We start from the raw sequence: 13029 nt of genomic DNA on the forward strand, positions 1-13029 counted from the left end.
AGAAAAAAGCGGCAATGCCGAAGGTGTCGCCAAATGACCCGGGCTGAAATCCTGAGACGAGCAGAGGGCTCATCCATCGCGAGGTTTGAGAAGACTACTGGAACGTCCCCCACGTCGTCTTGCCCGGAGTTCGTCAGAGGTTGAAGGAAAATGCCCTTCTGACGGCCAGAAAAAACGGATTACCAACCTTAGGGAAAAAACTCTTTAAAAAAAGCACTTTTCCGACATATCGCCAGAAAAAAATTGCTTTAGATGAACATCGATCCTAACCAGTGACGCTGATTCTAGAGCAGCGATGCTCACCGAGACTACCCAAAACGACGTACACACGTCGGTAAAACAATGAAAAGGACTTCATATGTGCACCCTGACACACTTCGCCAGCACCCAGGCACGCGACATAAACAACTCGTCGACGCCGCCTTCCGTGGTGTTCGAGCCGCATGAGTATCCCCCTGAATACCTTGCCCCGCCACGGTTTCAGGTCGTTCTGGCCGGCAATGCCTTCTTCCACATCAAGGAAATTTCCACTGGTCACGTCAGAGGTTTCCGCAGCAATCATAACGAAGCCTGTGCCCTCGCCCGCTCACTCGAATCACGCCTTTGACACACCCGCATCGTTCATCCCTATAGACGTTTCGTCATGCCGACGACTTAACTCAGCCGTCGGCAGGCAACTACTGCCATACTGGTCGGCCATTGAAGCGCACCCTCCCGGGCGGGCAGCGTTCAACACAACAGAATATTTCCAAGGGAAGGCTGCTACGTGACGGAATTTGATATCGGCGAATTTTTTATCCGGGGCGAAGCCAGAGAAGTCGAAGGCGAATTCCAGGCAGTCATTGTCATGCGCGCCAAACCCCCGCTGACTACAGTGACGTATCACCAGGTCGAAAAGGATCGCTGGTTCAAGACTTCCGACGTCGCCGCGATCGCCGCCCAGGAGGCCGCCAAGGCCCTGAAGCTTGCCGTCGATGAAGGTGCATTGAAAGCCTGACAGTCGATTTGCCGTCTATGCTCACTCCTGCTCTAGAACATCGCTATCGAACTCCTGGAGCGCGGCCCCCTCAGATGCAATAGAAGCCGCACCTCAGATCTCGCACTCGGCGCGACCCGCAAGGAGATGAAGATGGATTCACCTACACACGACTTGAAAGGCTTGTTCGACCAGCTCGGCCTGGACTCCAGCGAGAAAGCCATCGACGATTTCATCGCCAGCCATTCACCCTTGGCCGACGACAAGAAACTCATTGATGCCGAGTTCTGGAGCCCGCAACAGGCGGGTTTCCTGAAAGAACAATTGCGTGAAGACGCCGATTGGGCGCGGGTGGTGGACGACCTCAACCTGCGCATGCACCAGATTCACTAGCCCGCCTATCCTGAGTCTACGAAAAATCTGTGGCGAGGGAGCTTGCTCCCGTTGGCCTGCGAAGCGGCCCCAAGATTGGACTGCTACGCAGTCCGGCGGGAGCAAGCTCCCTGCCACAATTAAGCGTCATGCTTAACTCTCCGGTTATCAGGCTACGCACCTAGCGAGGATTTTCCGGCTTGTAGCCCAGCCGCAAACCACCCCAATGTCGCCCTTTCAGCATGATCGGCACCGAAAGATCGTGCATCAGTTCGCCCGTGTCGCGGGTGTAGGTTTGCAACAGTACGGCCTGTTGATGGCTGCCGCAGCGGATCCCGGTGCGGTCGGCGAATTTGCGTTTGGTGCGGTTTTGCAGGGTATCGACCTGCACATCACCGGTCAGTGGCTGGCTGAAAACCTTGTTATGGGTCGGCACGTAGCCTTGCTGGGTGCAGGCGATGGCGAACACCAGACCCTCATGGCGCGGCAGCAACGGTTCCTGGATCGTCGGCAGTACCTGATCGGTGTAGCGATCGAAGCGAGTCTGGTACTTGGCCGGACTGGTGTTGGGAATCGCCTGGTAGTTGCGATCAAACAAGTCGTCGAGGCTGACACGGCCCGCGTCGATATCCGCTTCGAAGCGCGCCGCAATCTGACTCGCCCCTTCACGGGCCAGGTCATAAATCCGCTGGTGATAGTCATCCAGTCCGACTTCGGCGAGGCGTTCGCTGATGGTTTCAGCCTGACCTTCCATTTGCACAGCCGCGTGGGCCAGACGTTGGGTCTGTTGGTCGCTGATCGCCAGATCGCTGCGCATCTGCTCGATGGAGTGGAACAGGCTGTCGAGTTGTTCGCGGTTGGTGTCCGCGCCTTTGGCAATTTCACCGACCTGGCTTTCGACGCCGGCCGCCAGACGTGCGATGTTTTCCAGGTGCTGACCGGTGTGCTCGACCTGCTGCACGCCGATGTCGAGGTCACTGGACAGTTGACGAATCTGCTCCACCACCTCTGCGGTGCGTTGCTGGATATCGGCGACCATCTCACCGACTTCACCGGTCGCCGTCGCCGTGCGTGCGGCCAGACCGCGAACCTCATCGGCCACCACCGCAAACCCGCGACCGTGTTCCCCGGCCCGCGCCGCTTCGATCGCTGCGTTCAAGGCCAGCAGGTTGGTCTGGCTGGCGATGGACTGGATCACCAGGGTGACCCGCTGGATGTCGTCGCTACGCAGGCTCAGGGCTTCGATCAGTTCGCGACTGTTGCTGGCGCGCTGACTGAGTTGATGCATGCGCGAGATGGACTCGATCAGCTCCGTACGCCCCGCCGCGCTGCTCTGATGAGCCTCGCTGGCCGCGCCGAGGGCGGCTCGACTGAGTTTCGAGGTGGCTTGTTCGGTGGCGATCATCACTTCGGCGTTGCTGACAATTTGCGCCGCCGCGTCGAGTTGCGATTGCAGCTTGTCCGCCAGTTGCTTGACCGAGAAGGCCACGCCGGCGGCCGACAGTGCGTTATGACTGGTGGTGTAGGAAAGATCGCGAGTCAGCTCGGCGATGGCGCTGGAACCCTGTACGGGGATCTCTTGCGGCGCGGAACGCGAGCGCAGGCGAGGCAGCCAGATAATCAGCACGACCAATGGCAGGCCGACGTAAAGCGACCAGCCGCCAAGCGACATGCCGCCTAACAAGAGCATCAGGGCGATGCTTTGCAGGGTCGGCGTCAGCCAGCGGGTTTTCGCCACAAGCACCGGTGCAGGCACTGGCCCGACCAGAGTTCCGTCTCGCGTCATCTTGTCACCCCATGCACTTCTAATTGTTGTACCGGCATTAAACGCCACTACAGGGCCATTATCTATGGTCCGTTAGTAGTGGGCGCTGAAGCAGATCAACAGAAGTACGCGGGATTTTTCGCAGACGTCGAAAAGCAAAGATCGCAGCCTTCGGCAGCTCCTACAGGTTTATGCGAACGCCTGTATGAGCTGCCGAAGGCTGCGATCTTTTCAAGACAACCCACATTTAATGGGTTGCCTTGCAGAATCAGGCCTGACGCTGGTGCTTGTCGATCTGCTCGTGACGCTCTTGAGCTTCGATGCAGTACTTGGTGGTCGGGCTGATCAGCAGGCGCTTGAGGCCAATGGCCTCGCCGCTGTCGTCGCACCAGCCGAAGCTGTCTTCCTTGATGCGTTCCAGAGCCTGTTCCAACTGAGGCAGCATGCGCTGGTCGCGATCGATCGCGTTCACCAGCCAGGTGCGCTCTTCTTCAACGGAAGCAGCGTCGGCCGGATCGGCCGGGGTGTCCAGGCTCTCGATGGCGATGCGGTTCTGTTCGATACGCTCATGGGTTTCGACTTTCATGTTCTGCAACAGCTCGGAGAAAAAAGCATGTTGCTCGGCATTCATGTAGTCATCCGCCGGCATGGCCAGCAACTTGTCCTTTGTCATTGATATCTCTATAAAAAAACGTGCATTAAGGCGAATTAGGGAGCGTTCCGGCGGACCTGGGCAGGCCATCGGAAAGGCGCCGTTTGTTCCAAGCGCCACCCGGCACTCAATTTACGAGGGGCGGCAGTCTAAGGCCGACTTGAGGCCTCAGCAACTGAAAAGACAGCGAATTTGTCCGACAAAGCCCTGAAAGTGCTCTATGGCGCCCTTTGCGGTGGTTATCGGAGTGCGTTTATAGCAAGAAATTCAACCGAGCGGCTGTACATAGAAGACAAACGGCTGCGCCACGCGGGTCAGGCGTGGCGCATTGGCTGCTTCGACTGCGGCTCAGCGCTTGAGTTTACGCTTGTTGCGATACTGGTCGATGACCACCGCCACCACAATAATCAGTCCCTTGATGATGTCCTGAATATACGCATCCACCCCCACAAAGGTAAAGCCGCTGGCCATCACCCCGAGGATCAGTGCACCGATCACCGTACCGGTGATGCGCCCGACGCCCCCGGCCAGGCTGGTGCCGCCGATGACCGCCGCGGCAATTGCATCCAGCTCATACGACATGCCCATCCCGGCCTGACCGGTCGCGGCCCGTGCCGAAGCCACCACTCCCGCCAGCCCGGCAAGCAACCCGGCGATGCTGTAGACGATCACCAGATGCCGCTTGACGTTGATCCCCGAGGTGCGCGCCGCCTGCATGTTGCCGCCGATGGCGTAGGTGTACTTGCCGTACTTGGTGTAACGCAGGGCGATGTGAAAAATCACCGCGACCACCAGGAAAATGATCACAGGCATCGCGCCGTGTCCTATCGCGGTGTAGGAATCCGAGAGCATGCTCACCGGTTGGCCTTCGGTGTAGTAGCGCGCCAGGCCACGGGCCGACACCATCATGCCGAGGGTAGCAATGAACGGCGGAATCCCGGTGATGGCGATAATGCTGCCGTTGATTGCCCCCGCCAGCAGGCCCACCCCGAGCCCGGCGATCACCGGAATCCATACCGGCAAGTCGGTCAGCGACGGAAACACCGCCCGGGCGAAGTCCGAAGTCTGCGCCAGGCTGGCGGCAATCATCGCCGACAGCGCCAGCACCGAGCCGGAGGACAGGTCAATGCCGGTGGTGATGATCACCTGGGTCACGCCGATGGCCAGCAGGCCAATGATCGACACTTGCAGGATCATCAACACCAGACGCTGTGAGTTCATCAGGAAGCTCTGGTCCCGCACGATCCAGCCGAACACCTCAAACACCAGGCCGATGCCAATCAGCACCAGGAAGATACTCAGTTCGGTCGGAAAGCGCCGGCGACTCTTGACCGGTGCCGTTGCTGGCTTGTTTTCCAGTATCGCGTTCATAACCACTCACCCTTCTATCGCGTCGTCGACGATGGCCGCAGTCACCGCCGGCATCAATTAGTGAACCGCGGACATGCCCGAGGCCAATTGCATCACCCGTTCCTGGGTCGCTTCGCTGCGGTCGAGGGTGCCCATCAGATCGCCCTCGTGCATGACCATCACCCGGTCGCTCATGCCGAGCACTTCCGGCAGCTCCGAAGAAATCATGATCACCGCCATGCCTTCGCTCGCGAGGTAGGAAATCAGCCGGTAGATTTCGGCCTTGGCGCCGACATCGATGCCGCGGGTTGGCTCGTCGAGAATCAGGATTCGTGGGTTGGTCATCAGCCAGCGCGCCAGCAAGGCCTTCTGCTGATTACCACCGGACAGCGTGTCGATGCACTGCTCGAGCGACGGGGTTTTCACCCGCAACTTCTTGCACATGTCTTCGCACAAGGCGCGCAAGGCTTTTTGCTGGATGAACCCGTGGCCGGCGTAGTGTGGCAGCACGGCCATTTCCATGTTCTCCAGCACCGACAGGCACGGGAACAGGCCGCTGAGCTTGCGATCCTCGGTCAACAGCGCGAAGCCCTTCTCGATCGCCATGTGCGGATCGCTGATGCGCACCACCTCGCCATCGAGGCGAATCTCGCCACCGTCGCTCGGGGTGATGCCGAAAATCGCTTCGGCAACGTTGGTCCGCCCCGACCCCATCAACCCGGCAATGCCGAGGATCTCGCCGACATGCAGGTCGAAGGACACGCCTTTGAAAATCCCGTCCAGTTTGAGGTCGCGCACCGACAGCAACAGATCGCCGATCGGCTTCTCGCGCACCGGGAACAACTGGCTCAATTCGCGGCCGACCATCATCGATATCAGACTGTCGCCGTCCATGCTGTCGGCCCGTTGCAGGCCGATGTAGGCACCGTCGCGGAACACCGCCACTTCATCGGCGATGCTGAACACTTCGTTCATTTTGTGAGTGATGTAGATGATGCCTTTGCCCTGACTCTTGAGGTCGGCAATGATCGAAAACAGGTGGGCAACTTCCTTGTCGGTGATGGCGGAAGTCGGTTCGTCCATGATCAGGATATCGGAGTCATAGGACACGGCTTTGGCAATCTCGACCATCTGCCGCTCGGCGATACTCAGGTTGCCGACCTGCTCTTCCGGGTCGAGGTTGATCCGCAGCCGTTCCAGCAGCTTCGCCGTGCAGCGGTGCATCTCGCGGTGGTCGATCATGTGCAGGCCGTTGAGCTGTTCACGGCCGATCCAGATGTTCTCGGCGATGCTCATGTGCGGCATCAGGTTGAGTTCCTGGTGGATCATCGCGATCCCGGCCTGAAGCGCCGCCAGTGGCGTTTCGAACACCACCGGCTTGCCCCGCAGGCGCAGTTCGCCGGCGTCCGGCTGATAGATGCCGGCGATGATTTTCATCAGGGTGGATTTGCCCGCGCCGTTCTCGCCCATCAGGGCCAGCACGGAGCCGGGGCGGACTCGCAGTTGCACATCGGACAAGGCCACCACACCGGGAAACCCCTTGCTGACGTTGATGATCTCCAGCAGATACGGCTCATCGACAGGTGTTGCGGTTGGCTGGATCCCCACCAACGGTGTGCTCGAAGCAGTCGCTGAAGCGAACATGATCAGGTACTCCATCAGCAAGGTCGCGGTCGCCACCTTGCGTACTTATTGTTGTTATTGAGCGGACGGACTATTTGAACTGGTCGACGTTTTGCGGAGTGATCAGGCGAAATGGCACCCAAACGGCTTTTTCGACCGGCTCGTTCTTCGCCATTTTCACTGCAGTATCGATGGAACCGTCGGCCTGGCCCTTGGCGTCCTGGAACACCGAAGCCGCCAGAGAACCCTTCTTCACAGCGTTCAAACCGTCCGGCGTACCGTCGACACCCGCAATCAACACGCTGCCTTTTTCAACGCCGGCCTGCTGCAGGGCCATGGCGGCACCGATGGCCATTTCGTCGTTGTTGGAGACAATCGCATCGAACTTGCGGCCCTGGGTCAGCCAGTCGTTGACCAGGGTCATGCCTTTATCCCGCAGCCAGATGCCGGTCTGCTCTTGCTCGATCTTGATGTTCGGGTACTTGGCCAGCACCTCTTTGACGCCCTTGGTGCGGTTGGTGGTGGAGTTGTTCGCGAGGTCGCCCAGCAGAATCACGATATCGCCCTTGCCGCCCATCTTGTCGGCCAGGTACTGCATCTGCATTTGCCCGGCTTCGAGGTCATTGGAGGCAACCGTCACCACGCCTTTGGGCAGGTTCAGGTCATCGGGACGACGGTTGACGTACACCAGCGGGATGCCGGCCTTGACGGCGGCTTCGGTGATTTTTTTGGTGGCGGCGGTATCCACCGGGTTGACCACGATGGCATCGACTTTCTGGCTGATGAAGCTTTCTACCTGGCTCAGTTGCTTGACCACGTCGCTGCGAGCGTCTTCGAACTGCAGCTGGACACCGTCGGGATAGGACTTGGCTTTCTTGTCCATCGATTCACGCAGGTAGGTCAGCCAGGTGTCATCGAACTGCGACATGCTGACGCCGATCTTCAGGTCGGCCAGTGCAGCGCCGCTGGCGAACATCAGGGACAAGGCAAGTGAGGCAAAACGGATCTTGGTCTTCATGAAAAGTCTTTCTCCACATTCTTGTTGGTTTTATGGATGAGGCGTGACGATTTCAGTAAGCGGACAAGCAGGAAAAGAGTTGAAACGTAGCGCGTGGCAGGTCGCTGGAAATGACTTTATTGGAAAATAATTTCTATATCAACTCATTTTAGAATTTTATTCTGATTTTATTCCATGACTCTCGAACGGGCTCAATTCCACCACTTGATGCCGCTCGAAGCTCAGCCGCGCAGCGTCTAGCACGCGGGTGGCCGCCAGTGCATCACGGGCATCTACGGGCAGTGGGCCACCGCTCTGCAACGCGGTTTGCAGCTGCAAATAGAACTGATTCCAGCAGCCACGTTCGGAGGGAACCCGTTCGCGCACTTCGCCCTGTTCGAACCAGCCCCAGCGGCGATGCTCTTCCACGCCCCAGCGTTCGCCTTCGGATTTCGGCGTCAGCCCGGCGAGCGCCGAGGCCTCCTGCCCGTCCAGGCCGTCGACGCTGTAGCAACCCTGAGTGCCGGTCACCCGAAAGCGAGGGCCGGGGGTGTTTTGCAGGCAACTGCCGCCCAAGTGCGAGGTCACGCCATTGGCGTGGGTCAGGGACATGAAGAAGCCGTTGTCGAAGGCCTGGCCTTTTTCCAGGTATTCCAGTTCGGCGTAGACCCGTGTCACCGGGCCAAATAAAAGCAACGCCTGATCCACCAGATGACTGCCCAAATCCCGCAGGAATCCGCCGCCACTGCCGCTGTCCACCGACTGTGGCGAGTAACGTTCGATCCGCGATTCAAAACGGGTAACCTGGCCGAGCGCGCCGGACTCGATGAGTTTGCGCACGGTGAGGAAGTCCGAGTCCCAGCGACGATTCTGATAGACGCTGAGCCGCACACCCTGGCGCTCGGCCATGGTGATCAGGGTTTGCGCCTGCTGCGCATCGGCGGCAAACGGCTTGTCGCTGACCACCGCCACGCCGTGCTCGATGCCGTCGAGCACCAGCGCCGGACGGCCCTTGAGCGGGGTCGACACCACCAGCACATCGATCCCGGCTTCCACCAGTTGGCTGATGCTGTCGAAGGCCGGCACGCCGGGATGTTCAGCCGCCAGCAACTGTCGGCGCTCCGCTGAACGGGTGACCACGCCCACGAACGTCGCCGCCGGCAAACTGCTGATCAACGGGGCATGGAAAAACCGGCCGCCATGGCCGTAACCGACAAGTCCGATACGCATGAATCCACTCCTTCTTATAGTTATGCACGTGTGTAGGAGCTGCCGAAGGCTGCGATCTTTTGATCTTGATTTTGAAAAGCAAGGTCAAAAGATCGCAGCCTTCGGCAGCTCCTACATTGGGGTTAGCCGTAGAAGTGTGGGCGCTCTGGCAGTGCGACTTTGACGATAGCCCCGCTGTTCTGCGCTTCGATGCAGGCATCGGCGGCGACTGCCGCCGCAAACCCGTCCCACGCCGAAGGCCCGCCGACCTGCCCGGCCCGCACGCCATCGATGAACGCCTGCAACTCGACGTCATACGCCGCGATGAAGCGATCCTTCCAGTCCATCAGAATCGCATTCGACAACTTCGCCCCGCTGCGCAATTGAACCTGGGACGGCTCGGGCAATTTGGCGATGCCGGTCTCCCCCACCACTTCGCACTGGATGTCGTAGCCGTACTGGCAATTGACGAAAACCTCCACGTCGATACGCGTGCCCTTGGCGGTTTCCAGCAGCACGATCTGCGGGTCTTTCAAATGCCCGAGGGCCTTGCTGCTCTTGCGCGGGAACACCACCTGCACCGACACGTAGTCGTCATCGAGCAACCAGCGCAGCACGTCCAGCTCATGGATCAGCGTGTCGGTGATCGCCATGTCGGTCTTGTAGTTCTCGCCCACGGTCGGGTTGCGGTGGGCGCAGTGCAGCATCAGCGGCTCGCCGATCTGGCCACTGTCGATCACCGCTTTGAGTGCGCGATAACCCTCGTCGTACGGGCGCATGAAACCGACCTGGACCAGGCGTTTGCCGTGGGCCACTTCGGCCTCGACGATCTTGCGGCAACCTTCGGCAGTCACCGCCAGTGGCTTCTCGCAGAACACCGGTTTGCCGGCGGCAATTGCGGCCAACACAAACGCTTCGTGGCTCGGGCCCCAGGAGGTGACGAGGATTGCCTCGACGTCCGGTGTCTTGATCAGTGCGTGGCCATCGGGATAGATCTCGGCGGTCAGTTTCAGCTCGGAAACGACCTTGGCCGCTTGCTGCAAATTGATGTCGGTGACGGCGACCACCTGGCTGTTGAGCAAGGTCTGGCTGCAACGACGAATGTGATCCTGGCCGATGGCCCCGGTGCCGATGACGCCTAACTTCAATGACATGTAAGGACTCCTTGTTGTTGTTCGATTCAGGGCAATCAGTACTGACGGGCCTTGGCCAGTCGTTCATTCAGGGTCTTGGCCACCGCGTCGGTGCGGGCGCTGGTGGAGACTTGCGCCACGCCGACCCGCCACCACGACAGGTAGCCGTGAATCATGGTCTTGGGCAGGACCTTGATGTCGATCAGCGTCGACACCGTCTGCAAACGTGCATCAGCCAATGCTGCCTGGAGCTCTTCAACCGTGTTCACCTTGTAGGTCTTGCAGCCATACGCCGCCGCGCTCATGGCGAAATCCACCGGCACGAAACCGCCGTCGAGCTTGCCGGTTTCCGGGTTGCGGAAACGGAACTCGGTGCCGAAGCTGTCCATGCCGTTGCCCATCTGCAAGTTGTTGATGCAACCGAAGGTCATGTTGTCGAGCAGCACCACGTTGATCTTGCGGCGTTCCTGGATCGAGGTCGCCAGCTCCGAGTGCAGCATCATGTAAGAGCCGTCGCCCACCAGCGCATAGACCTCGCGCTCAGGCTCGGCGAGCTTCACCCCCAACGCGGCGTTGATCTCGTAGCCCATGCAGGAATAGCCGTACTCGACGTGATAGGTGTTTACGCCCTTGCTGCGCCAGCTGCGTTGCAAGTCGCCGGGCAAGCTGCCGGCGGCGGCGACGATCACTGCGTCGTCGGCGAGGGTTTCATTGAGCACGCCGAGCACACGGCTCTGGGTCAGGCACGAGCCGGTCAGTTCGATGAATTCGCGCAGCACCGCCGGGTCCAGGTGGTCGTTGATTTCCGGAGTGAAGCCCTGGTTCTGGTATTCGACCTGATAGAGGCGATCGACTTCCTCTTCCAGTTGTACCTTGGCCTGCCGGGGCTGTTCGCCCCACGCCGAACGGTAATCGCCCAAGGCTTCGGTCAAGGCCTGCAACCCGACTTTGGCGTCGGCCAACAGTTGCACGCCATCAAGTTTCAGGGCATCGCACGGGCTGATATTGAGATTGAGAAATTGCACTTCAGGATGCTGGAACAGCGATTTCGACGCCGTGGTGAAATCGCTGTAGCGAGTGCCGACACCGATAATCAGATCGGCCTCCTTCGCGAGCAGATTCGCCGCCAGGCATCCGGTTTCGCCGATACCGCCGACGTTCAGCGCATGGCTGGACACCACCGCACTCTTGCCAGCCTGGGTTTCGGCGAAGGGAACATCGAAGCGCTCGGCGAACGCCTGCAATGCCGCATTGGCACCAGAATATTTGACCCCGCCACCACAAATGATCAGCGGTTTGCGCTTGCCTTTGAACAACGCCAGCGCATCACCGAGCATCGCTTCAGTGGCCGGACGGCGCTCGATACGGTGCACGCGTTTTTGCAGGAAGTAATCGGGATAGTCGTAGGCCTCGGCCTGCACGTCTTGCGGCAAGGCCAGGGTCACGGCGCCGGTTTCGGCGGGATCGGTGAGCACGCGCATGGCGTGGATCGCGGCGGTCATCAGCTGCTCGGGGCGGTTGATGCGGTCCCAGTATTTGCTCACGGCCTTGAACGCATCGTTGGTGCTGATGCTCAGGTCATGGAACTGCTCGATCTGTTGCAGCACCGGGTCCGGTTGACGGCAGGCGTAGACATCGCCGGGCAACAGCAGCAAGGGAATGCGGTTGGCGGTCGCGGTGGCGGCAGCGGTCAGCATGTTCGCCGCGCCTGGCCCCACCGACGAGGTGCACGCGTAGATCTTGCGCCGCAGGTGCTGCTTGGCGAAACCGATCGCGGCATGGGCCATGCCTTGCTCGTTGCGGCCCTGATGGACGATCAGGTCGCCGCTGTCCTGCTCCAGGGCTTGCCCCAGGCCCAGCACGTTGCCGTGGCCGAAAATGGTAAAGATCCCGGCGACGAATTTGCTTTGAACCCCGTCGACCTCGATGTACTGGTTATCGAGGAATTTCACCAGGGCCTGGGCCATGGTCAGTCTTGTTGTGGTCATGCTTGCACCTTTTGTGAATGCAAATCCGATCCCCCTGTAGGAGCTGCCGAAGGCTGCGATCTTTTGATCTTGATCTTAAAAAACAAAATCAAAAGATCGCAGCCTTCGGCAGCTCCTACAGGGGACGGTGTCAACTCAGGGATTTTTGCAGGTGAGCCATGCTCGCGCCGATCGCCTGCCGGATATCCGCCAGGCCATGAACACTGTCGGCAAACGGTTCGAACGACAGATAGCCGCTGTAACCGCTGCCGAGCAAGGTTTCGATCTGCGCGGCGTTACCGAGAATGTCGCCCTCGCCCACCAGCACCCGATGCCCGTCACGAATGGTCGCCAGCGGCGCCTCGGCATCTTCGACGCCGGAGATGTGCACCAGCCCGGTCAGCTCAGGGAAGAATTCATGCTCGCCAGCCAGGTGATGGTGAAAGGTGTCATGCACCAGACGGAACACATCCAGCCCACCGATGGCCTTGATCGCCTCCACGGCTGTGCGTTTACGGCGCAGCGAACACTCCTCAAAACCCAGCGGCTCGATGAACCCGAGAATGCCGTGATCGCGCAGGATCGGTGCCAGCTCTGTCAACGCCGTGCGCAAACCTGATGCACGCCCGGCTTCGCTGCGCGGGTCGGCACGGTCATTCAACGGGCACATGACCAAACCTTGCGCACCGCAATCCCGCGCATAGGCGGCAAACTTCAAGGCCTGCGCCCGGCGCTCGTCGTTCCACACATCAAACGGGTACAGCGCGTTGATCGACAGCACAGTGACGCCTTTGGCCGCGCACAACTGACGAATGTGTTCGGGTGCGGTGCCGTCTTCGATCTCGATGCCTTTGAGGTCATTACGAATCTCGATGGCGTCGGCCTTGAGGGTCACCGCCAGCTCGATGAAATCTGGCAGCGACAAGCGTGGGGCGACCATACGGTTCAGGGCGAAACGCAGGGGCTTGCTCATTATTGTTGTTCT

12 protein-coding genes are annotated in these 13029 nt (G+C 59.7%); 3 read left to right on the forward strand and 9 right to left on the reverse strand.

The window, feature by feature from the left end:
- The first annotated feature begins 358 nt into the window (after positions 1–358).
- The 3 genes from ACYZUD_RS11210 to ACYZUD_RS11220 all read left to right on the forward strand — a co-directional run bounded on the left by ACYZUD_RS11210 (position 359) and on the right by ACYZUD_RS11220 (position 1369).
- Positions 359–607 carry a hypothetical protein gene (locus tag ACYZUD_RS11210; protein ID WP_462024058.1) on the forward strand — a complete coding sequence of 83 codons (249 nt, stop codon included), beginning with the start codon at positions 359–361 and terminating at the stop codon, positions 605–607.
- 159 nt (positions 608–766) lie between these two features.
- Complete coding sequence (locus ACYZUD_RS11215) at positions 767–997, forward strand: hypothetical protein (protein ID WP_449643923.1); 231 nt, start codon at positions 767–769, stop codon at positions 995–997.
- 132 nt (positions 998–1129) lie between these two features.
- Positions 1130–1369: a DUF2789 domain-containing protein gene (locus ACYZUD_RS11220; protein ID WP_134099589.1), complete on the forward strand. Its 240-nt coding sequence runs from the start codon at positions 1130–1132 to the stop codon at positions 1367–1369.
- A 160-nt stretch (positions 1370–1529) separates the two neighbouring features.
- Here the strand turns inward: ACYZUD_RS11220 and ACYZUD_RS11225 are convergent, their stop codons facing one another.
- The 9 genes from ACYZUD_RS11225 to ACYZUD_RS11265 form a co-directional block, all read right to left on the reverse strand.
- Positions 1530–3134 (reverse strand): methyl-accepting chemotaxis protein, encoded by a 1605-nt coding sequence (locus tag ACYZUD_RS11225; RefSeq protein WP_462024059.1) that lies wholly within the window; start codon positions 3132–3134, stop codon positions 1530–1532.
- Positions 3135–3381: 247 nt separating this feature from the next.
- Positions 3382–3786: a TraR/DksA family transcriptional regulator gene (locus ACYZUD_RS11230; RefSeq protein ID WP_007907888.1), complete on the reverse strand. Its 405-nt coding sequence runs from the start codon at positions 3784–3786 to the stop codon at positions 3382–3384.
- Positions 3787–4113: 327 nt separating this feature from the next.
- A complete protein-coding gene (locus tag ACYZUD_RS11235) occupies positions 4114–5136 on the reverse strand; it encodes an ABC transporter permease (protein WP_008153855.1) in 1023 nt (340 codons plus the stop codon).
- Positions 5137–5193: 57 nt separating this feature from the next.
- Positions 5194–6759, reverse strand: a complete 1566-nt coding sequence (locus ACYZUD_RS11240) for a sugar ABC transporter ATP-binding protein (protein ID WP_462024060.1) — start codon at positions 6757–6759, stop codon at positions 5194–5196.
- Between the two features lie 70 nt (positions 6760–6829).
- Entirely contained in the window at positions 6830–7756 is a 927-nt protein-coding gene (locus ACYZUD_RS11245) for a sugar ABC transporter substrate-binding protein (RefSeq protein WP_462024061.1), read from the reverse strand.
- A gap of 156 nt (positions 7757–7912) precedes the next feature.
- Entirely contained in the window at positions 7913–8965 is a 1053-nt protein-coding gene (locus tag ACYZUD_RS11250) for a Gfo/Idh/MocA family protein (protein WP_462024062.1), read from the reverse strand.
- Positions 8966–9087: 122 nt separating this feature from the next.
- On the reverse strand, positions 9088–10098 hold the full coding sequence (iolG, locus tag ACYZUD_RS11255) for a bifunctional inositol 2-dehydrogenase/D-chiro-inositol 1-dehydrogenase (RefSeq protein WP_462024063.1): 1011 nt from the start codon (positions 10096–10098) through the stop codon (positions 9088–9090).
- 35 nt (positions 10099–10133) lie between these two features.
- On the reverse strand, positions 10134–12065 hold the full coding sequence (gene iolD / locus ACYZUD_RS11260) for a 3D-(3,5/4)-trihydroxycyclohexane-1,2-dione acylhydrolase (decyclizing) (protein ID WP_462024064.1): 1932 nt from the start codon (positions 12063–12065) through the stop codon (positions 10134–10136).
- Positions 12066–12195: 130 nt separating this feature from the next.
- Positions 12196–13017 carry a TIM barrel protein gene (locus ACYZUD_RS11265; protein ID WP_462024065.1) on the reverse strand — a complete coding sequence of 274 codons (822 nt, stop codon included), beginning with the start codon at positions 13015–13017 and terminating at the stop codon, positions 12196–12198.
- Between the last annotated feature and the right edge of the window lie 12 nt (positions 13018–13029).

Source organism: Pseudomonas sp. XS1P51, assembly GCF_054897845.1.